The organism is Anaerotruncus sp. AF02-27 (genome assembly GCF_003465835.1).
GTDB classification, from domain to species: Bacteria; Bacillota; Clostridia; order Oscillospirales; family Ruminococcaceae; genus Anaerotruncus; species Anaerotruncus rubiinfantis.
Window position 1 is genome coordinate 1 of sequence record NZ_QSBX01000013.1, and the last position, 21,779, is coordinate 21,779.

Genomic DNA, 21,779 nt, shown 5'->3' on the forward strand with positions numbered 1-21,779 from the left:
CAACATTTTCTTTCGTCAAGCCCGCTTTGGAGCTTGACTTTTTATTTGCAGGCTTTATTTTTAACCGTAAGGTTAAGGGACTAGTCAAGGCTTTCGCCGCGCTGTTTGTAGAACGCTTCGAGTTCCGCCACGGTAGAGTAGCCCTTCAGCGTACCATCCACCAGGACAACCCGTGCCGCGTATTTGTTCGCCCATCTGCAGGCGTCCTCAAGATTTTTACCCCAATAAAGATTTGTAACCATTGCAGAGAGGAATCCATCGCCGGCGCCGCTGGTGTCGATGATGGGCGAAACGGGGATCTGTTCGCCGCAGAAGAAGTGATCCTCCGCCAGGCCGGCATAGCCGTTGCCGCCGAGGGTGATGATAATATTGGGGGACTTGTACTTCTTTTGCAGGTCAAGGCAGGCCTGTTTTGCGTCGAGAGGCCCCTCTTCAGGCATTCCCAGAAGTTTCTTGGCTTCAATATCGTTTACCACGAAGTAGTCGACGTAAGGCAGTTCCCCCATGGTAAGCCGGGGCAGAGGGCTGGGGTTGAGGACGACCTTCATCCCCAGTTCCTTTGCCTTTTTTGCCGCAGGCAGAACAAGTTCTTCCTTGATTTCAAAACCGGTTATAAAGAATGCGGCGGGAGAAAGTTTCTCCAAGGCGCTGTCAACCTCTTCCCTGGTCAGCCATTTGCTGCTGCTCTCGCCGGTGACAATGAGGTTGCGCCCGGTTTCGCGCTCGTTGATCCCCAGCCCCTGACCGGTCTTTGCCTCGGGGGACTGGATCAGGCATTCGCAGTTGACGCCGCTTTCGCGCAGCCAGTTGGCGTCGCGGTCGCCCGCTTCGTCACAACCGAGCTTGCCGATGATAGCGGTCGGGATGCCCAGCCGCTGGATGGCAACCGCAACGTTGCCGCCTTTCGCCAGGTCTTCGCCCACTTCGAACCCGTATCCCATGACCGACTCGCCCACCGAGGGAAGGTGGTCGACCCAGATGTTGATCCCGCCGCCAATATTGTTCAGAACGATTGCGCCGTTTTTATTCATGCTCTTTCCTCCAAAGATTTATCTCTGGTTTTCGACGGACAGAGGGACTTCGTCCAAGCTCAGCGGATGCGTTGCGGTAAACTGATCGGTAAGCACCACGACTTCCGGGATGTACTTGGGCAGCAGCGTGCAGGGATACTCGAGCGTTGCGTCGCTGAACATCAGGACCCTGAGAACCGTCTGTTTCCACTCGCCGGTTGGGATCATGCAGACCGCGCGCTTTGCGGTGAGCATCGATTTCATACCGATGGTGACCGCCTGATGCGGGATCATGTCGTAGCAGCCGCCGAAAACGCGCTGGCTGGCCTCAACAATTTTTTCATTGCTGATGTGGACGACCTTGGTCTTCATGTTGATGTACATTTCCTCGGTTACACGCTGATAAGGGTTCGATGGGGATTCGCAGAACGCGACCAGGCCCTTGTAGCCGATACCCGCCCACAGCGTGTCAACACCGCCCAGCTCTTCGATCTTGTTATCCACATAATCGAGATCCTGGAGCATGGGCCAGATGCGCTGTTCTTCCGGCACATTGAGCTCGGGATCGATCTTGCCGTAGAAACGGACCTTCATCCGTCCCTGCGGGCTGTTGTAGTTATTGCCTTCCGGATAGACCCGGGAGTTCCAGTCAATGCCGTAGTCCATGTGGAATATGTAGAGGTTTTTGAGGCTGATCCTTTCTTTATTGACTCTGTCGATAAAGGTTTTGAACTGGTCTTCCGGCCCGGAACCGAGGATCCACTTGGTGATCTTGCCTTCCGCATTGTTTTTAGCAACTTCGTCGGCCATCATGTTGCCGGCCATTTCCATGGTCGCCCTGCGGTTTTCAAAGATTTTCAGATCCACCTTGCTGTCGGGGTGGTTTACCAGCTCTTCCTGCGGGATAGAGCACCATTTAAGCATATCTTCATGAGAAATTTTATAAACTTCCATGGCTGATTCTCCTTTAATATTAGTGTGAAAGCGAAGCCGATTCAGTGCTTCTCAGTGTTCTCCGCGGAGAGGACGATTTCGCCCTTGGACATGGGGTGCGTCGCGGTGAAGCGGTCGGCCAGAATGATGACCTCGGGAACATGCTTCGGGAACAGGGTTACGGGATACTCTAAGGTGGGCTCGCTGAACATCAGGACCCTGAGAACTGTCTGTTTCCACTCGCCGGTGCAGATCATCGCGACGCAGCGCTTCGCGGAGAGCATCGACTTAAATCCAATGGTGACCGCCTGGAACGGAGCCCGGTCATAACAGCCGCCGAAGCTGCGCTGGCTGGTTGCGATAGTGGTGTCGTAGTTGAGCTCAACGATCCTGGTTTTCATGTTTTCATAGTCCTCCAGCGTGATGCGCTGGTAGGAATCGTGCGGGGATTCGCAGAACGCCACCAGTCCTTTGTAACCAACGCCCGCCCAGACGGTGTCAACGCCGCCGATGGCTTCGATCATCCGATCCATCTCGTCCAGATCCTCGATGCGGGGCCAGATCCTTTGGCTCTCGGGAACATTCAGTTCAGGATCAATTTTATTGTAGAAACGATAGAGCATCCTGCCGTGCGCGCTTTCGTAGTAATTACCCAGCGGGTAAACCCGGGAGTTATAGTCAAGGACGTAGTCCATGTGGAAAATCGTGAGGTTCTTGAGGCTGATTCTTTCCTTGTTGACCCGGTCAATAAAGGTATCAAACTGATCCGCAGGGCCGGATGGCAGGACCCAGCTGGTGGGTTTGCCGGCTGCGTTATTTTTGATGACTTCGTCGGCCATCATGTTGCCGGCCAGGCGCATGGCCTCCTGTCTTGTATCCTTAATCGTAAGCTTGACTTTGCTATCCGGATGATTTTCAAGCTGATCGACCGGGATGGAACACCATTTGAAAAGCTCCTCTTTCTCAATGACGTACTCTTTCATTTTTATCTTTTCCTTTCGTTTTATTTCTTTTATAAAACAATTAGATTTGTGATTGCCCTTATTTTACCTCTGTTATTCATAAAAAGTCAACTTAATATTTTCTTTTTCTCTCTTTTTTATAAAGCAAATTATTTATTCTTGTGCGTTATCTCCAATTGTTGTTTTCTTTTGTTGACATTTAGTTTCCTGTCTGCTATCGTATTTATTACATTGCTTTCGTTGCGTCGTTCGGGAGGTGCTTTATGAACAAACAGTTCTCCGCGGATCTATTATTGCTGCTCTACGCGGTCATTATGGGGGTTACCAGTGTTGTTCTGAAAATTGCCACCCAGGAACTTGCCGTCTTCAATTTTATCGCCCTGCGCTTTCTGCTGGCTTTCCTTGTGTCCTTTATCATTTTTCGAAAAAGGTGCGGGGGCATCTTTTCAAAAGATGCCAGAAAGCACGTCCTCATCGTGGGTGTTGTCACCTACCTCGCCCATGTGACCTGCACGGGCGGCATCTCGATGACCCCGGTCAGTGTCGCGGGCTTTCTGACAAGCTTGCAGACCATCGCGATCCCCATCATCGCCTTTCTTTTCATGCACCGCCGCTTTGAACGCAAGACGCTTCTCTGCATCACCGGCGCCTTTATCAGCATCTGCCTGATCACCATCGGCAATCATATGGAATATGGCACCGGCATGTGGATCTGTTTGGCAAGTTCCGCCCTGGCGGGACTTCAGATCCTGCTCGTCGAAAGATATCTTGCAATGGGGGATGATCCCGTCGCATTGACCGTCGGCCCCCTCGCCGTCATGGCCCTGTGCGGTATCCTAACCGCTCTGCCCATTTCCGGTATCCGCCTGCCAAGCACTGCCTCCGGCTGGCTTTGCATCGTGTGGACGGGCATTATAAGCACTGCCTTTGCGACCTACATCCAGGCCTATGCACAGCGCTATACCAGCGCTGTGCATACCGGCATCATTTTTGCCAGCATTCCCGTCTTTACCCTGATCGGCGGGAAGCTCGTGTTTCATGAGTACTTTTCCTCCCGCGCCTGGATCGGGACCGCACTGCTGCTCTTTTGTATTGTCGTCATGGAATGCAACGCCGGCAGGCAGGCCGACGCGCGGATGCAGGTGGAAAAACGCGTATGAATGGAGGGATTTTCTGTGCTGGGCGGACATCTTTTGGGGCTTTATGAAAAGGCGATGCCGGACAGGATCGCGCTCTGGGAAAAATTTTCCTTGGCAAAGGAATTGGGATTTGATTATGTTGAAATATCGGTCGATGAAACGGATGAACGAATCGCAAGGCTTTATATGACCGATAAAGAACAGGACACGCTTTTGGACAGGATAACCTCCGCCGGTCTGCGCCCGCAGTCCCTATGCCTCAGTGCCCATCGGCGCTTTCCTTTCGGCAGCGCCGATGAAACGGTCCGTCAAAGGGCTTATGATATCATGGAACGCGCCATCCGCTTCGCTCACAGGCTAGGCATCCGCGTCATTCAGCTGGCGGGCTACGATGTGTATTATGAGCCTTCCACCCCGGAAAGCCTGGCAGCTTTTCTCCAGGGGCTCAGAGATGCCTGTGCCATGGCCGCAAGGTATCAGGTCATGCTCGCCATGGAGATCATGGACACCAAGCTCATGAGCAGTATCGGCCGCTATATGGAGTACAAAAAGCAACTCCCCTCCCCTTGGTTTACGGTTTATCCCGATGTGGGCAACCTCTCGGCGTGGCAGGAAAACGATGTGTTTTATGAGCTCAGTCTCGGGAAACACGAAATGGTCGCCATACACATCAAAGAAACGCAAAAAGAAAGTGAAAAAGGACCCGGCTGCTTCAAGCGCGTTCCCTTTGGCACAGGCTGTGTAAATTTTCAGGGAATTTTCGCTTATCTGGAAGGTTTGGGGTACAGTGGACCCTATACCATGGAGATGTGGCACAGGGAGGGCGGCGATGCAAAAATGCAGATAAAAGAAGCCAAAGCTTTCATTGAAAGGCAGTTTTACGGCGCTGTGCGGAATCCATGAGATCCCAAAGCAACCTTTTTGTTTTTTACTTGCTTTTTTTACCAAAGTGAATATAATGAAATAATATGAAAGAAATCGTATTTAGGGGGCAAATTCTTTGTTGCAGCATGACAGACTTATAAAAATACAAGCGTACCTTAAAGAAAATCAGGCCGCTTCTACCAAGAGTCTGGCTGAATATTTGGGGGTCAGCATTGTTACCATCCGAAAGGATCTTGACATGATGGAGGATGCAGGTATTGTTACCCGCACGCATGGCGGCGCCATCCTGGTTGACGCTTCGGCAAACTCCAAGCCTTCTCAGCCTCCGCTGTTGATTCCCGACAGGATTGATATCGTCACTGATCTTGCAAAAGATTACGTCTGCCCCGGCGATTTCATCTATTTGGGCTCTGGCCGCACCTGCATCTCCTTTGCGGAAAAAATCAAGGAAGTAAAAGGCATTTCCGTAATCACCAACAATGTCTCCGCACTGAGCATCCTCAAGCCTCATGTGGAGAACATCGTGCTTCTCGGCGGGGAAATTGTCATGACCCCGGACGGCCTCTTTTCAGCCTATGACGCCAATTTCAGCAAGCTGGTCAGCGGCTTGTTTGTCAATAAGGCTTTTTCCGGCGGCGTTGGCATTGACAGCGAGATCGGTTTGACCGTTAACAATATGCTAAGCGCCCACGTCACCCGCACCATCCCGCAGCTGTCTGAAGAATGGTATGTCATGATGGACTCGAGCAAATTCGGCATCCGCGCTTTTTATCAGGCTGCGGAACTGGACAAGATCTCCCACCTGGTTACGGACGTCACCAATGAGACCGAGCTTCAAAAATTCAGGGATAAAGGCCTGCACATCATCAGCCCCTGACGATCTCGCGGTCGAGTCACTAGATGTATTGGATGGGTGGATATCCACTACAATTACAAGAGCGAAGCCTCTGCCGAGGTTTCGTTCTTTTTGTTTGTTCCAAAAACAAGTCCCAATCGCGATGATCATAAAAAACGGGACGTCAGGCTGGATCTCCTGGCGTCCCATTTTTTAGTTTTCTCGGTTACATTCCAATTTTCTCACCGGAAACCTTGGCATAATATCTGGAGAGCGCGCTGTGATCCTCCTGTCCGTAGCCGTCCGCGCGCAGGGTTTGCAGCATCTCCATGACCTGAGCCGTCAATGGCAGCGGTGAACCCACGCCATGACCGGTTTCCAACGCATTATTCAGATCCTTGATGTGTAGATCGACCTTGAAGCCCGGTCTATAGTTGCCTTCAATCATCATCGGGACCTTGGCGTTCATCACTGTGGAACCAGCAAGACCGCCCCTGATTGCCTCAAATACCAGCTGTGGATCAACTCCAGCTTTTTTCGCCAGAGTGAACGCTTCGGCGCAGGCTGCGATATTGCAGGCAACCACCACCTGGTTAGCCAGCTTGGTGGTGTTGCCCGCGCCAATGCCGCCGCAATAAACCACCGAAGCGCCCATCGTGAGCAGAAGTTCCTTCACCGACTCAAATACCGTCCGGTCGCCGCCAACCATAATCGAAAGCGTCCCGTCAATCGCTTTCGGCTCGCCACCGGAAACTGGCGCGTCGAGCATTTTGACCTCTTTTTCCGCACACGCTTTGGCGATTTCCTGCGAAGCGAGCGGCGCGATCGACGACATATCAATCAGAATCGTCCCTCTCTTGGCGCTTTCGAGCACGCCGTTTTTTCCGCAAACAGCTGCTTTAACGTGTGGGGAGTTCGGCAGCATAGTGATAATGATTCTGCAGCATTCAGCGACCATCTTCGATGAAACGGCAACCTTTGCGCCAGCGGTCGTTACATTCTCCAGATTCGCTGTAACTACATCATATGCGAATACCTCGTACCCGGCTTTCAGCAAGTTTTTTACCATAGGCTTTCCCATGATTCCCAGCCCAATAAAACCAATTTTCAATCTGATCACTCCTGTTCATGAAAAAGGGGGTGCCCGCATTCCTTTCCGGCATGCGGGCGAATTCTTAATGTACAGGGTTATTTTTGCAGTACTTCTCGATTCACGACATTGTATGGAATCCCCCCACGCAAGACCCCGGCAATCCCATTTAGGCACTCCAGCCCCATCTGGACGCGGACTTCATAGGCCATTGAGCCAATATGCGGCGTCATCACGAGATTTTCCAGCTGCGCCAGTTCCGGGATGGGATACGGCTCGTTCTCATAAACATCGATTCCAGCTCCCGCGATAACATGGCTCTTTAAAGCTGCGATCAGTGCCTGTTCATCAACCAGCTTACCGCGCGCGGCATTGATGAAATAGGCATCCGGCTTCATCAGCGCGAAGGTTTTCTCATTCATCATGTGATGGAACTGATTCGAATACGGGCAATGCAGTGTCACCACATCGGACGTTTTCAGAAGATCTTCCAGCGAAACAAATTTGGCTTCATATTCCGCTTCGATCTGCGCGGATGCGCGCACCACATCGAAGTATTGAATGTTCATGCCGAACGTTTTCATTTTTTGAGCGACGCATTTGCCGATCCTACCAAAACCGATCACACCGAGAGTTTTTCCATTCGGGGAAACCGTTCCCTTCGGAAAGAAGGAATCAGTCGTCCAGGTGAGAGTCTTGCGCAGCTCTCTATCAAGGCGGGTGATATTCCGCATCGCGCTGAGCATCAGTCCGATGGCAATTTCGCTGGTCGCATGGGTCAGCGAAGTTGGAGTGTTGACCACCGCATAGCCCTGTTCGGTACAATAAGCCCAGTCAATGCTGTCATAACCCACGCTGATTGTACCCGCCGCTTGGAAAGCCGGTCCGGCTTTTTCAAGCAGCGGGCGGCGCGCGTCGCAATTGACCACTACCAGCGCAGAAGCATCCACGATCTGTTCTTCCAGTTCCCTCGTGGAAAAGGCCGCTTTATCCGCAGGCATTACGATTTCGAATTCCTTTTGGAGCGGGCTTACACATTCATCCGGTATCCTATGGGTAAGCAGGATCTTTTTCATGATTTGACCTCCCTTTCAGTCAGCTTTCAGGTTATCGCCCGAGCAGGTTACGAACGGACTTTCCATCGGTATTGAAGAAGCGAATATGGGTTCCCACCTCGTCGCCCAGACAGAAATGCCGGATACCCAGGTCATAATAATACTGTGCTTCGGCGGCGGTATTGATCTCACAGCGCGGTTGCACTCCATGCTTAAAGGCCGCCTCGATCATCCGGCGTTCAGCAGCCTTCGCATCCTCGCGGTTTTCGCCCGGGTCCCAGCCCATGCTCAGGCAGTAGTCGAACGGCCCGAACTGCACCATATCCACACCCGGCACTGAAAGAATCTCATCAATCTGTTCCAGCGACTGTTTTTTCTCGATCATGACCAGGATGACCGTTTCATTGAGCATCTTGCGATAATCCGCCATTCCGAGTCCGCCGGTCCCATCCATATCGAAACGTCCGCCGGGATGTCCGAAGCATCCGCCACCCGGCTCACTTGGACGGATGAAGTGGATCGATTCCCGCACCTGCTCCGCCGATGTATGGTCGCACAGCAGAATACCATCATAACCTGCCGCCAACGCCTTCTGCATGGTATAGGAACGGTTTTGATAGTCGAGCTTGATGATGGAACCTGCGCTATGCCTTTCGGCGGCCAAGACCATATTTTCCAAGTCGCGCACAATGAACGGGCCGCATTCAGCCAGAAATTCGATATAGTCGAAGACGCCGCTGGAGGCAGCAAGCTCGGTGATATACGGCCAGGTGCTGTTGATGCGTGTTGCCAAGGTAGGCTTATTCGTTTTTAAGAGTTCCCTCAATTTGTTTTCTTTGCGCTGCATATGGATATCTCCTTTCCTTTTGCCTGTTTTTATTTTCAAATAGATATATTATTTTTATTATAATTATTAAAAATATATATCTATTTTCTTATATATTAAGAAATGAAAATCCTCGCCATACCGTTTACATAGCGATTTTTTATCTTTCCGCCAGCTTTCCAATGAGCGCTGCAGAGGCGGCAATCCCTTTCCAGAAACTGTCCAGAAGAATGTTTTCGTCCGATGAGTGATTGTTCTGATCGGCATTCGCATATGGGATTCCAATCGTCGGCACGCCAAGAGTTGTGAGAAAAACGTCATTCGGTCCGGCACCTCCGACTCCCGGAAAAATGATTGGCTCGACACCGAATCCGTCCAGCACTGCCTGCCGGGCAGCCTTTACATACGCGCTGTCCAAGGACATGCGCGCAGGAATGAAGGCACCCCCAATCATTTGCAGCGAGGCATCCGCAAAACCTTTCTCATCCAGATGTCGCCGCAACTTTGAGAAGATATCCGCCGGCTCCTGCTTCGGTACGAGTGAAACATCCAGTCGTGCCGTCACCGACCGGGGAATGATGTTGCGAAATCCCGGGCCGGTATAGCCACCCTGTATCCCACAAAGGTTTACCGCCGGTTCAAAGATCAGCCGTTCATAATAATCGCTCCCGTCCCCCTTTCCAAGAAACCGGGCGATCCCATAACTTTCTTTCAACGCAGCTGAGTTCACCGGAATCTTACGGGCGGCTGCACGCTGTTCAGCTGACGGCGGACGAACAGCGTCATAAAAGCCCTTAATTGCAATTCTTCCTCCGGGCATATGCACCGAAGCAAGTAAATCCACCATCCGCCAAGCTGGATTTGGCAAACAAGGGGCGCGCATCGCATGCGTCTCCTGTTTGCAGCCTTGCAGTGTGATTTCAGCATAAAAGCTGCCTTTGACCCCCAGAATCAGGATTGGCAGGCCGCTGTCATGATACCCGCCGTCCGAATAATAACAAACGTCGCAGCGAAGCAGTTCGCAGTTTTCCGCTACAAAGCTTCGCAAACTCGGGCTGCCGATCTCCTCCTCGCCTTCAAAGAGGTACTTTACATTGACCGGCAGATTTCCTTTTACAGCAGCATATGCTTCCCGGCCTTTGATATGGGCGAAGAGTTGCGCTTTGTTGTCCGCTGCGCCCCGGCCGTAAATTCTGCCATCCCGGATTTCCGGAGAAAAAGGATTACTGGCCCACTTTTCGAGATCTGAGGCGGACTGGACGTCATAGTGTCCATAGATGAGCATGGTCGGCAGCCGTTCGTCCGTGATACATTCGGCGTAAACCACTGGAAATCCACTGGTCGGTAGAATCTGCACCCGCTTTGCGCCGCTTCGCCGCAGGATCCCACAGAGGTGTTGGGCGGCCTGTCTCATATTTTCCCCACTGCAACTCACCCCCGCGCAGCGGATAAAGTCGAACAGTTCCGCAAGGTAAGCCTCTTTTCGCCGCTCAATAAAGGAAAAAATTTCTTTCATCTCTGTCTCCTTATCGTATGTCCGGCACACCGCTTGGGACGGCGTGCCGGATTGCCGTTTTATGATGCCGGATTACGAGATTCCCCAAGCTGAGCAGATTTCCGAACCGAATTTCTCAATGAACTTCTGTCGGACGGGGGTGACCACATCTACGAATGCCTGTCGCTGCTCGTCGGTCAATTCCGAGATCGTCACGCCCGCATCGATGAATTTCTGCTTCTGTTCCACTTCGAGCGATTCCTGATATTCCCGTCCATATTGCGCCGCCTCCGCTGCTTTTTCCATCAGGAGCTTCTGGGTGGGCTCGCTAAATTCATCCCACGCGGCCTGATTCGCCATAAAAGCAAACAGATCATAGCTCCATCCACACTCAGTGATATACTTTTGCACATCGGAAAGGCTATTGGAGTCAAAGTTAAAATAGGCGTTCTCCTGTCCGTCAATCGTCCCCTGCTGGAGCGCGGTGAACACCTCGCTCCAGTTCATTGCAACCGGATCAGAACCAAATGCCTTGAAGGTTTCCATCGGGACTTCACCGTTTGGAATACGGATTTTCATGCCTCTGAGATCCTCCGGGGCCCTAATTTCCTTCTTGTTGTTTGTGATATGCCGCAGACCGTTGTGCAGACCTGCCATCCATACCACGCCTTTCTCCGCGAGTAATTTGGCGTAAGCTTCTCCACCGGTACCGTTCAGCACCTTGTTGACCTCTTCATATCCGTTATAGGAGAACGGGATCCAGTGGGTCAAAAAGCGCACGTCGACATTGCTGATGACCGATCCGGAGAAAACCGCCATCTCGTAGCTGCCGCCAGAAACAAGCAACTCCATGCCCTTAGCCTGGTCGCCACCTGAAAGTTGACAGTTTGAATAGACCTTTGCGGTAATCTTCCCGCCGCTTGCTTCCTCCACAAGCTCCGCGAACCGGTTTGCTGCCAAGGTTGCGATATCCAGATCCGCTGAAGAAGTGCTGATTTTGAGGTTCAGTTTCTCATATTGGTCGTCTTCCGTAGGAGCCGCCGCCCCACCGGATGCCGCCGGTGCAGTGTTGGAAGTCCCCGGGCTGGATGCACATCCGGCGAGCGCCCCCATGCAAAGTGCAGTCGCCAACAGGATGGAACACAGTTTTTTCATCGTGATAGTCCTCCTTTATCTATATTTTGGATATGTAGATGCCAGTTTCCCGGCCGTTTAAGGGGATCAATTTGAAAGGAAGCCCGGTAGGAACAGGGATATCTGCGGGATGTAGGTGATGATCAGCAGCGCACAGAACGAGGCGATCAAAAACGGGATCGCTGCTTTGGAAACCCGTTCGATCGGTTCGCCGCTGATGCCGCAGGAGACATACAGGCAGACCCCCACCGGCGGCGTGACCATGCCGATCGCAAGGTTCATAACCATCAGCACCCCGAGCGCGATCGGGTCATATCCCAGGCTGAGCGCCACCGGATAAAAAATCGGCGCGAAGATATAGAAAGAGGAGTTCCCGTCGATGAAGCATCCGGATATGAGCAGGATGATATTGACAATGATCAGGAAAATGATCAGGTTGCCGCCCGAAATCTGGATGATGAATTCGCTGGCGGCCGCCGCGATCCCTTCGATCGTGATCACCCAAGCGAATAAACCGGCGGTCGCGGTGATGAACATGACCACCGCCGTCTGGCTGACTGAATCCAGGAAAATTTGATACAAATCCTTTAGTTTGACCGAACGGTAGATGAAAATGCCCACCAGCAGCCCATAAACCGCTGAAACCGCGGCAGCCTCAGTCGGCGTAAAGATGCCGCCGTAGATGCCGCCGAGGATGATCACCGGCATGAGCAACCCCCAGAAAGCATCTTTAAAAGCCAGCCAGCGTTCATGTCGGCTCGCTTTTGGTAGCTGAACCAGGTCGGAATGCCGACTGGAGTAAAACGAGGCAAGAATCAAGAAGAAACCCATGATCAGTCCCGGGATGATACCCGCCATAAAGAGTTTTCCGATAGAAACGCCCGTGATGGATCCATAGACCACGAAGGTGATGGACGGCGGGATGATTACGCCGATCGAACCGGCCGTGGACATCAGTGCTGACGAGGACGCCGGATCGTAGCCTGCACGAATCATAGCCGGAATGATGATCATACCGAGTGCGGCGACAGTCGCAGGTCCAGAACCGGAAATCGCTGCAAAGAAGCAGGCAACGATGACGCATACAATCCCGAGTCCACCCTTTTTATGGCCTACAAAGGACTGCGCAAACCGGATCAATTTTGTGGAAATGCCGGACTTGTCCATGATGTTGCCCGCGAGGATAAAAAATGGAATCGCCAAGAGGATAAATTTGCTGCAGGAGGCATAAATAGTCGCCGGCATCATATCGAAACCCAGATCAAGCTGCAGCAATGCTGCAAGCGCTCCGGCCCCAAGGCAGACTGCAATTGGTACGCCCATGATGAGCAGCAAGGCAAATGGGATCAAAAGGCATGCTACTGTCATGCAGTTTCACCATCCTTTTTTTGGCCATCTTCCAATTTGAGCGAAAGATAAGCCGCCTGTGCAAATCGGATCACCAGGACCGCCGCTCCGATTGGGATGAAACTCCCATAGATCCACTGCGGCCACTGCATTGCAATTGTGAGCTGTTTAAGCTGATATTCGGTGATCACCATAAAAATCCCCTGATATCCCAATATCGCACAAAATACAGCGCAGACTAAATTGCCAGCGCACAGGACACACCGGCGCACTTTATTTGGCACCATCCCAATGAAAAGTCCTAAACCTAAATGTGCACCGCGTTTGGCAGCGATTGCGGAACCCAACATACTTAAAAGTACAAACATAGCTGTCGTAAATTCTTCTGTGAAGGAGAGCGATGCAGAAAAAACATACCGTGCGATTACATTGGAAAAGGTAATCAGAAGCATCAGGCCCATCAGCACAACCGAAATGTGCTCATCAAAATTTAAATTATATTTTTTCATGGAATGTCCTCCCATCCTCATTTTGATTCAAATGGTTTTGCGGACCGCTGATTTTCTGTATCATTAGAACTGCATCTCAGAAAAAACACCTCCAATTCCTCCATCTTGCCGTTTGAAACATCCCAACCTTTCATATCATTGCGATCCACTCATCCATCATAATGGATTTTCTTGGAATGCGGAACTTTATTTTGGACATATTCAATAATTTTATCTCTTAATTTACTTTCTTTATATTGATTATATCATTCTTTTGAATTATAATCTAATATATATATTAATATAACTATTATAATAAGGTGATTATAATTAGGAGGATCAATTTGAACAGCATGGATTATGTACTTGCGGTCTACAATGAAAAGAGCTTTTCAAAGGCAGCGAAAAAACTTTTCATTTCCCAGCCCGCACTGAGCGCCACAATCCGCAAGGTGGAAGACGAAATTGGTTATCCGTTGTTCGACCGCAGCATCCTTCCAATCAGGCCAACACCGGTCGGGCGTAAATACATCCAAATGATCAATGAGATCAACGCCGTAAAAAATAATTTCTATTTCTATCTCGAAAACATGGAAAACCTAGCAACCGGTATCCTTGTGATCGGTGCCACCCATTTTTTCTCCGCATGCTTTCTGCCGAAATTTATTACCGCTTTTATGCGGGATTTTCCCGGTGTTGCGGTCGAGTTGGTGGAATCGAATTCCACCGAGCTCGAGCAGAAACTTTTGAACGGGGATATCGATCTGCAGATCGACAGCCGCTCCTTCAATGCCGATCTGTTTTCCAGCATCCCGGTGCGCAAGGAAAACATCATTCTTGCTTCACCAAAGAACCATCCGATCAATCAGCTCCTCGAACCATTCCAGCTCACTTATGAGGACATTTCCTATGACAGGCATATGGACCCGGAGTTTCCATCCGTCGACCTGCACCTGTTTCAAAGCGAGCCTCTGCTTCTTTTCAAACCGGGCAACGACCTGAACAACCGTGCTACCGCTATCTGCCGGGAATACGATTTCCAACCAGTGGTAAAGATGTATTTGAATCAGCTTCCGACGATCCATTCTCTTACCAGTGAAGGGCTCGGCTTTTCATTTGTGACTGACACCTTGGTAAAATTCAACAGTGCCTTCCACAATGTCGTTTATTATAAGTTGGAAAGCAAACACGCTATCCGTGATATCAACGCAGCCTATAAAAGGAACCGGTTCCATATCCGTGCCATCGACCAGTTTATCACACAGCTGCGTTCCCAGATTCCGGAATGCTCTGAGGAGAAAAAGTCGCTTAAGGTAGCGCAGGGATAGCCGGCCCATAATATCTAATTGTTTTTTATTTCTGTATATAAAAATCCGCCCGTCCATTTAAAAATGGACGGGCGGATTTTTTGCTTTTAGAGGATGCCTGCCGGACAACTCACAGACGGCGAATGGAGAAACCTCCGTCCGCATTCAGCACCTGGCCGGTGGCAAAGTCCAACCGGCCGCTGCAGGCGGCGACAACACAGTTGGCGACATCCTTCGGCTGGCCGAAGCGCCGGATCGGCGTAACGCCTTCCGAGATAAGTTTTTCGTATTTTTCAGCCACTTTCGCGGTCATGTCGGTCATGATAATCCCCGGGCGGACCTCAAAGACCGGAATACCGTAATCGGCCAGACGGTCTGCAAACAGCTGGGTGGTCATCGAGATTGCTGCTTTGGAGATACAGTATTCGGCACGGTTGGTCGAGGAAGTATAGGCGGAAATCGAAGAAATATTGATGATACGCGGGGAATATTCCGCGATGTCTCCCGCTTCCTTGAAGGCAATCATCTTGTTGGCCGCAAGCTGGCACATAAAGAAGGTTGAACGGGCGTTGGTATTCACCACATAGTCGTAGCTTTCCTCGGTGGTTTCCAGCAAATCCAACCGGCTCTTGGGCGCGACACCCGCACAGTTCACCAGGATATCGAGTCGGCCGAACTTTTGACAGACCGCACCGAGCAGGGCCTCGCGGGAGGGCGCGTCTGAAATATCGCATTGCATATATTCACAGCTGTCCTGCAGGCCCAGCGCTTTCATCTCTTCCAGCGCATCCTGCGCGTCGGCGGAAAACGCGGACATGACCACATAACAGCCGGCCAGGCCCAGCTCTTTCGCAATGCCGAGGCCGATCCCCCTGCGGGCGCCGGTGACAACAGCAACTTTTTTCATCATTTTGACATTATCCCCTTTTATGTATTCATACTGCGCAAGATGTCCAGATAGGGGTGCGGCATACGCACCACACATCCGGTCAGCTTGCCGGCGCGGATCAGAACCCCGCATTTGCCGCAGGTCACACAGACCTTTTTGGGATCGATCGTCCCGGTCGCCGCAATTTCATTGGGGAACTCCGGATCGGCAAAGGACAGCCGTCCAAACAGCACTTCATCGCAGCAGCCGTCCAGAATCGCTCCCGCTGCCAAGTTCGGTGAATAAGCACGCAGATAGCTGGGCGCCGACGCCGAAACCATCAGATCCGGCAACGCTTCTTTCACCGCTTTGCATCCCTCGTACATCCGCGCGATACCCTCAAACGGATGCTCCGGCGGCGGATAGTTGCCCAGATCATACGGGCGGGTGACGTGGGTGTCCTCATAAGGGTTTCCCATCGTGATATTGGCAAATTGCAGACCGCATTCCTCATGCAGGATTTTCATCAGCCGGACGCCTTCCGTATAGTCCGGCGCAAGTCCGCCTTCCGGCCGTACGCCAAACCCATAGGGATAAGCGTAACCGTCATAGATGCCAACCCGCGCCACCACCTGGAAATCGTCGGTCTCCGCCTGCTTTGCGTTTTTAAACGCGTTGATAAAGAGACGGAACCGGTTTTCAAAACTGCCGCCATACGGGCCCGGCCGGGTATAGGCTGACGCGAGTTCCGCGAGCAGGTAGCCGTGGCAGCTCTTGATGTCGGCCGCGTCGAACCCTGCTTCCCGGCAGAGTACCGCCGCCTGACCGAATTTCTCCTCCAGGCCCTTCAGGTAATCATCGCTCGCGATGCAGCTGTCGTCCGCGGGACGGCGCTGTTCATAAATCGGGTGCCGGTAAGCGATGATCGGCTTGGGCACGCCGTCCGGTTTGGCATAACGTCCACTGTGATTGGCCTGCATGATCAGATAGGGGGCAAAGCCGTTTGCCCGCATACCCGCCTCCTTGACCTGCGCGGTCAGCCGCTGGAAAGCCGGCAGCGTCTCCCGACTGAGCAAAAGCTGATGCGGGCTGGACCGGCCCTCTGGCACAATCGCGACCGCTTCCAGCCAGATGACGCCCGCGCCGCCTTTCGCAAGGCGGATATAACGTTCAAAAGTCTTTTCGGAAGGCGAACCGTCCGGATTGGAATCCGCTCCTTCCATTGGCGCGATGCCCAGACGGTTACGGATCTCCACCTTGCCGAAGTTAAACGGCGTATTCAGAACCGCGGTGTCCGCGCTCAGCGGAAAAGAAACTCCCACCCGCTGCTGTTCCGCCCTGATTTCATCCAGTGAATGATAGTGAAATTTTGTATGCTCCATGGTATTCCTCTCTATCCCTTTGCACCGACCACACGGTCGTTCAGATAATCGTTGTAGGTGACCTCAAACCAACAGTTGTCCTCCGGAAGCGGCCTGCGGGGGATATTCTCCACCACGACCCGGCCGTCCGGCTCCAGCGTCACTTCCTGGACGGATCCGGCATGGCGGCCATCATCCAGAACCGACGCAACGCCATTCGCGCGGCAGTCGTCATAGCTGATATCGCCGCGGTCGACCAGATAGGAACCGCGGCTTCCGCCGCCGTCCGAAATGTATGCCTTCATGCCGCTGAGGTAGACAATCTGCGTGACCAGGATATCCCGGTTGATCAACGCGTCAACCACGCGGCCGGTGCTGTCCGCAAGCGTCTGGCGGGTGAAGTCCCTGAGATAGCCCCTGCACCGTTCGATCTGTTGTTCGATTTCCTGGCTGCGGCGCAGGAACGCCGCGCAGACATCCATCTCACGCTGGTATTTCTCCCGAACCTGTTTGGGCGGCAATTTTTCCTCTCCGGGCTTGGCCAGTTCGTCGCAGAAAGACAAAATACGGGAAACCTCCACTTCAGCAGCAGCTTGCAGCGCCTCTGGGGAAAGCGGCGACTCGGCCGCCCGCGCAGCGATATACTGCGCGGCGCGCAGCGAACCCACCTGCCCCGCGTTGAGCGCGCTGCCGCCCGGCCGGTAAACGCCGAAGTTGCCGCAGGCCTCCCCCACCGGGAACAGATGCTTCACATTCGACTGCCACCACATATCCGCCTGCAGGCCGCCGTTATTGTGCTGCGCACAGACGGCGATCTCCAAAAGGTCCCTTGTGAGGTCGATCCCATGATCGGCATAGAGCTGATAGGCCGGCCGGTTCATCGCCAGCAGACGTTCAATCGGTGTGCCGAACAGCACGCCCGATTTTTCCAGGTATTGATAAGCTTCCTGAGAAAGCAGCGAGAAGTCGAACGTCCCGTCTTTTCCCGCGCAGGAGGGGTTCTTTGTAAAGTCGAGGAACACTCTGCGCCCCTTGCGGTTGATTTCGTGATAAACAGCGATGTCCACAAGGGACGAGCCGCCCTTTTGTACCTTGCGCGGGTCAAACGGCCACTGGTATCCCTTGAGGAACACCGCGTTCAGCATCGCCTGCGGGTCCTCGAAATAGTCCAGCAGAAACTCCCGCGCGTCCGACCCATCGGGCGCGGTTGAGAGGTAGCGCGGGATGACCTGCTGGTAGGTGCCCGAAAGATTCCACCTAAAATCGGTGGACGCGATGCCGTACTGCCATTCGCCCACATTGCTGCCCTTCGCCCCGCACAAAAACGCCGCGCCGTGGGCGCAGGTCTGGCTCTGTGGGAAAACGCTGCGGTAGTAAAGCCCGCTCGGGCCGCCGGTCGCGTAGACAACGTTGGTACAGCCGAACAGGGTGAGCCCTTCCTTGGCGGACGGGCTGCGTTTATTGATGGCAAGCGCGCCGACAACGCTGGTTTCGCCGTTTTCTTCCCGGGTCAGCAGGCTGACAATCCGCAAAGCGTCAAAAACCGCAATCCCCTTCTGCCGGACCGAGCGTTCGAGATGCTCGGTCATGTACCGGGAAGTCAGCGGCCCGCAGGAGGTCGCGCGCTGGGAGGGGTCATGGTCGGTCTTATAACCCACATACTGGCCGTAACGGTCATGTGGGAACGGCACTCCCAAATTGACCAGTTTGTAAAAGCATCTGGCCGAAAGGGCGGCTTCCACCAGAGCGGTGTCGCCATGGACCGACTGTCCCCCATACAGCACCTTTGCCATATCATAAACCGAATCCGGAGTCCCGGAGGCCAGGGAAAGCTTGTAGTAGGTCTGTTTATCCGAACCCGTATTGCGCGAGGTGCCCATATTGACCCCTTCGGTCACGATCGCAACGTCTTTCTGGCCGAAATCGTAAAGACTGTCGGCGGCGTTGAAAGCCGCTGCCCCCGAACCGATTACAATGGTATTGTAAAAATGGACGGGGATTTCCACGCCCGATATGGCGATTTTCGTATTCTCTTGCATGGGGGGAACGCTCTCCTCTCTGATTTCTGGGCCGCCCAACTTTACATATTGACCAGCAGCATGCTCAGCGGCGGGAAGAAGGTAATTACCAGCAGCGCCACAATCATAACCGCCCACAACGGCAGCATCGGCCTGATCATATCTGTCAGCGAAGTCTCCGAAATGCGGGAGGAAACAAACAGGGTGATGCCGACCGGAGGCGTGCTCATACCGATTGCCAGGTTGACGGTGACGATAATGCCGAAGTGCACCGGGTCAACGCCGAACTGGGTCACCAGCGGGAGCAGGATCGGGACAGCGAGGATAATTGCAGGCGTGGAATCGAGGAATGTGCCGAGGATCAGGAAGATGACGTTGATCGCAAGCAGCATCACAATTTTGCTCGAAATAACCGAGCTCATCGACGCGGCAACTTTCGCGGCAACATTCTGGCTGGTCATCAGCCATGCGAGGATGTTGGTGGTCGCAACGCAGAACATGATACCCGAAGAGGTCATCGCGCTCTTGACGAAAATGTCAGTGAGATCGGACAGGTGCAGTTCCCGGTAGATGAAAAAGCCGACGATCAGTGCATAGACCACTGACACACAGGCCGCTTCGGTCGCGGTGAAATAGCCCGAGAAGATGCCTCCGATGATGATGAAGATCATGAAGAGCGCCCATACCGCGTCCCTGAGCGCGATAAAAAATTCCTTGACCGTTGCGCGCCGCCCAGCCGGATAGCCTTTCTTATGCGCAATGACATAGACGCAGGCCATCATGGCGATGCCGAGGAAGCAGCCGGGCAGGTAGCCGGCCAGGAACATCGAACCGACCGAAACATTGGCGGTGGTCGCATAGATGACCATGACGACGCTTGGCGGGATGATGATGCCGAGCGGGCCGGAAACCGCGGTGATCGCACCGGAGAATTCCTTGTCGTAGCCCTGTTCGCGCATCGAAGGGATGCAGATGCCTCCGATCGCCGCGCTCGCGGCCGAACCGGAACCGGAGATCGCGCCAAAAAGCATGCAGCTGAGGATGTCCACCATGCCCAACCCGCCGCGGATATGGCCGACGATGCTGTTTGCAAAGGTGATCAGCTTTCTTGAGATGCCGCCCTTTTCCATCAGGTTGCCCGCCAGGATGAAGAACGGGATTGCCAAAAGCGAAAAGGTATCGAGCATGGTATACATGCGCTGCGGCACAACCGTCAGCGGGACGTTGCCCACAAAAAGCAATCCCCAGGTCGCCGCCAGGCCGATCGCATACGCAATCGGGATTCCGAGAACCAACATGATGATCAAAATAATAAATACCATTGCCATATTGCGTCAGGCCTCCTTTCTTGCTTTGGCGTCTTTCCAGATCGATTCGATCAGGTGCAGGATCACCAGCACGCCGTTGATTGGGAAAATCGTGTAGATATAGCTCATTTGGATCCCCAGCGCGGGCGAGATACGGTTGGTATTGGACATCATCAGTTTCACACCGAAATAGATCAGAATGACGCTGAAAAGGGCCACCAGCGCAAAACCCAGATATTTGAGAATCTTCTGCACAACCGGGGAGCATTTGGTCACAAAGAAATCCACACAGAAGTGTCCGTTGTCGGCGGAAACCAGGATCGCGCCGATAAAGGTACACCAGATGAAAAGGAATTTGCACAATTCCTCCGACCAGCCCAATGGGTTATGTAAAAATACACGGAAGGTAACCTGCAGAAAAGCGACCGCGGTGAAAGCCACCATCGAGATAACCGCCAGGGCCGTTTCCACTTTCCGCAAGCCGGAAAAGAAAGTTTTCATACTTGCCTCCAAAGCGTGTTATTGTATTTGCGCCCAGTGGAGTTCCCACTGGGCGCATGTTTGACCATACAACAAACAGGAAAGCCGGAATCTTCTGAACTTATGCCAGAGCCTGGATCTTATCGATGTTCTCCTGGCCGACAACGTCACGGAAGTTGTCCCAAACTTTCTGCGCGGCAGCGATCCACTCGGCCTTGTCGACCTCGGTGACAGTCACGCCGGCGTCTTTCAGCGCGGTCATGGCGTCCTCTTCCTGGGAGAACCACAGTTCGCGCTCGTACTGCATCATATCCTTACCAGCCTGGATGATCGCATCCTGGTATTCCTGCGGCAGGGATTCGAGGTAGCTTTTGCTCATGACAACGATATCCGGAGTCATGATGTGCTCGGTCATGGTCAGGTACGGAGCCGCCTCAAAGTGTTTCTGCTGATAGTAGAAGATCGGAGCGTTCTCAGCGCCGTCAACAACGCCGGTCTGCAGAGCGGTGTACAGCTCGCCAACGCTCATCGGGGTGCCCGCGCAGCCAAACGAATCGCACAGGCCCATGAAGATCGGGGACTCCGGAACGCGGATCTTCCAGCCCTTGATGTCGCTCAGGGCGTTGATCGGTTTGTTGGTGTAGAAGCTGCGGGAGCCGGCATAGAAGTAAGCGATGCCGATCATATCCTGGGTGCCCAGAACGTCTTTCGCATAGTACTCGCCGATTTCGCCGTCGATGACTTTGAAGAACTGATCCGTGTTCTGGAACATGTAAGGCAGGTCGAAGATCTGGATCTCAGGGCAGTAAACCGACAGGCCGGTGGTCATCGATTTTGCGATCTGGACGGTGCCAAGGCTCAGTCCTTCCACCAGGTCGGACTGGTTGCCCAGCGAGGAGTTGACATACACTTCCACCTTGACCTTGCCGCCCGTCAGTTCCGCGACACGGTCTGCAAACCAGTAGTAGGACTGGGAATGCGGGTGGTCTTCAGCCAGAACATCGCCCAGCTTCAGGACATATTCAGCTTCACCGGAATCTGCGGGAGCAGCGGAGGAATCCGCCGGAGCAGTGGAAGCCGCGGGTGTGGACGCTGCAGGGGCCGCGGAGGACGCGGGAGCGGAAGAACCGCCGCAAGCTGCAAACGAGAGGACCATTGCAAGCGCCAGAGTAAGAGCAAGTAGTTTTTTCATATCTTTTCTCCTTTTCTTTTGCTGTTTTTTATTTTTATGAGGGAATC

20 protein-coding genes are annotated in these 21,779 nt (G+C 53.0%); 4 read left to right on the forward strand and 16 right to left on the reverse strand.

Translation table 11 applies throughout. The annotated features are described in order from the left end of the window. Positions 1–80: 80 nt before the first annotated feature. Genes DWV16_RS11025 through DWV16_RS11035 form a run of 3 tightly spaced genes read right to left on the reverse strand, consistent with a single transcriptional unit; the run spans position 81 to position 2,926 of the window. The gene (locus DWV16_RS11025; RefSeq protein ID WP_118479259.1) at positions 81–1,031 is read right to left on the reverse strand and encodes a PfkB family carbohydrate kinase; all 951 of its coding nucleotides are present in this window, start codon (positions 1,029–1,031) and stop codon (positions 81–83) included. A gap of 18 nt (positions 1,032–1,049) precedes the next feature. Then, positions 1,050–1,964, reverse strand: coding sequence for a 6-phosphogluconolactonase (locus DWV16_RS11030; protein ID WP_118479261.1), 915 nt, complete (start codon positions 1,962–1,964; stop codon positions 1,050–1,052). A gap of 41 nt (positions 1,965–2,005) precedes the next feature. Continuing rightward, the gene (locus DWV16_RS11035) at positions 2,006–2,926 is read right to left on the reverse strand and encodes a 6-phosphogluconolactonase (protein ID WP_066454307.1); all 921 of its coding nucleotides are present in this window, start codon (positions 2,924–2,926) and stop codon (positions 2,006–2,008) included. Between the two features lie 242 nt (positions 2,927–3,168). On the opposite strand from DWV16_RS11035, the gene DWV16_RS11040 reads away from it, so the two are divergent. From DWV16_RS11040 to DWV16_RS11050, 3 genes are all read left to right on the forward strand, one after another. Beyond that, positions 3,169–4,065, forward strand: coding sequence for a DMT family transporter (locus tag DWV16_RS11040; RefSeq protein ID WP_118479263.1), 897 nt, complete (start codon positions 3,169–3,171; stop codon positions 4,063–4,065). Further along, positions 4,066–4,947 (forward strand): L-ribulose-5-phosphate 3-epimerase, encoded by an 882-nt coding sequence (locus DWV16_RS11045; RefSeq protein ID WP_066454297.1) that lies wholly within the window; start codon positions 4,066–4,068, stop codon positions 4,945–4,947. Positions 4,948–5,047: 100 nt separating this feature from the next. Continuing rightward, positions 5,048–5,806 (forward strand): DeoR/GlpR family DNA-binding transcription regulator, encoded by a 759-nt coding sequence (locus DWV16_RS11050; RefSeq protein WP_255420065.1) that lies wholly within the window; start codon positions 5,048–5,050, stop codon positions 5,804–5,806. A 184-nt stretch (positions 5,807–5,990) separates the two neighbouring features. On the opposite strand, the gene garR is transcribed toward DWV16_RS11050, so the two are convergent. The 7 genes from garR to DWV16_RS11085 all read right to left on the reverse strand — a co-directional run bounded on the left by garR (position 5,991) and on the right by DWV16_RS11085 (position 13,220). Next, the gene (gene garR, locus DWV16_RS11055; protein WP_118479267.1) at positions 5,991–6,875 is read right to left on the reverse strand and encodes a 2-hydroxy-3-oxopropionate reductase; all 885 of its coding nucleotides are present in this window, start codon (positions 6,873–6,875) and stop codon (positions 5,991–5,993) included. Positions 6,876–6,952: 77 nt separating this feature from the next. Then, complete coding sequence (locus tag DWV16_RS11060) at positions 6,953–7,930, reverse strand: NAD(P)-dependent oxidoreductase (protein WP_118479269.1); 978 nt, start codon at positions 7,928–7,930, stop codon at positions 6,953–6,955. Between the two features lie 31 nt (positions 7,931–7,961). Next, complete coding sequence (locus DWV16_RS11065) at positions 7,962–8,756, reverse strand: HpcH/HpaI aldolase/citrate lyase family protein (protein ID WP_118479270.1); 795 nt, start codon at positions 8,754–8,756, stop codon at positions 7,962–7,964. A 139-nt stretch (positions 8,757–8,895) separates the two neighbouring features. Beyond that, entirely contained in the window at positions 8,896–10,251 is a 1,356-nt protein-coding gene (locus DWV16_RS11070) for a M20/M25/M40 family metallo-hydrolase (RefSeq protein WP_118479272.1), read from the reverse strand. 72 nt (positions 10,252–10,323) lie between these two features. Continuing rightward, positions 10,324–11,385, reverse strand: a complete 1,062-nt coding sequence (locus DWV16_RS11075) for a DctP family TRAP transporter solute-binding subunit (protein WP_118479274.1) — start codon at positions 11,383–11,385, stop codon at positions 10,324–10,326. Positions 11,386–11,451: 66 nt separating this feature from the next. Beyond that, positions 11,452–12,732 (reverse strand): TRAP transporter large permease, encoded by a 1,281-nt coding sequence (locus tag DWV16_RS11080; protein ID WP_118479276.1) that lies wholly within the window; start codon positions 12,730–12,732, stop codon positions 11,452–11,454. Next, entirely contained in the window at positions 12,729–13,220 is a 492-nt protein-coding gene (locus DWV16_RS11085; RefSeq protein WP_158572852.1) for a TRAP transporter small permease, read from the reverse strand. Before DWV16_RS11085 ends, DWV16_RS11080 begins: the two co-directional genes overlap by 4 nt. Before the next feature lie 332 nt (positions 13,221–13,552). Between DWV16_RS11085 and DWV16_RS11090 the strand changes: the two genes are divergently transcribed. Then, positions 13,553–14,527 (forward strand): LysR family transcriptional regulator, encoded by a 975-nt coding sequence (locus DWV16_RS11090; RefSeq protein ID WP_243007321.1) that lies wholly within the window; start codon positions 13,553–13,555, stop codon positions 14,525–14,527. 109 nt (positions 14,528–14,636) lie between these two features. On the opposite strand, the gene DWV16_RS11095 is transcribed toward DWV16_RS11090, so the two are convergent. The 6 genes from DWV16_RS11095 to DWV16_RS11120 form a co-directional block, all read right to left on the reverse strand. Continuing rightward, entirely contained in the window at positions 14,637–15,416 is a 780-nt protein-coding gene (locus DWV16_RS11095) for a 3-ketoacyl-ACP reductase (protein ID WP_242863556.1), read from the reverse strand. Between the two features lie 17 nt (positions 15,417–15,433). Beyond that, positions 15,434–16,756 (reverse strand): flavin oxidoreductase/NADH oxidase, encoded by a 1,323-nt coding sequence (locus DWV16_RS11100; protein WP_118479282.1) that lies wholly within the window; start codon positions 16,754–16,756, stop codon positions 15,434–15,436. 11 nt (positions 16,757–16,767) lie between these two features. Further along, on the reverse strand, positions 16,768–18,774 hold the full coding sequence (locus tag DWV16_RS11105; protein WP_118479284.1) for an FAD-binding protein: 2,007 nt from the start codon (positions 18,772–18,774) through the stop codon (positions 16,768–16,770). Positions 18,775–18,815: 41 nt separating this feature from the next. Further along, on the reverse strand, positions 18,816–20,081 hold the full coding sequence (locus DWV16_RS11110) for a TRAP transporter large permease (RefSeq protein ID WP_066454279.1): 1,266 nt from the start codon (positions 20,079–20,081) through the stop codon (positions 18,816–18,818). A gap of 6 nt (positions 20,082–20,087) precedes the next feature. Next, complete coding sequence (locus DWV16_RS11115; protein WP_118479286.1) at positions 20,088–20,561, reverse strand: TRAP transporter small permease; 474 nt, start codon at positions 20,559–20,561, stop codon at positions 20,088–20,090. Positions 20,562–20,661: 100 nt separating this feature from the next. Further along, entirely contained in the window at positions 20,662–21,732 is a 1,071-nt protein-coding gene (locus tag DWV16_RS11120) for a TRAP transporter substrate-binding protein (protein WP_066454275.1), read from the reverse strand. Positions 21,733–21,779: the final 47 nt, after the last annotated feature.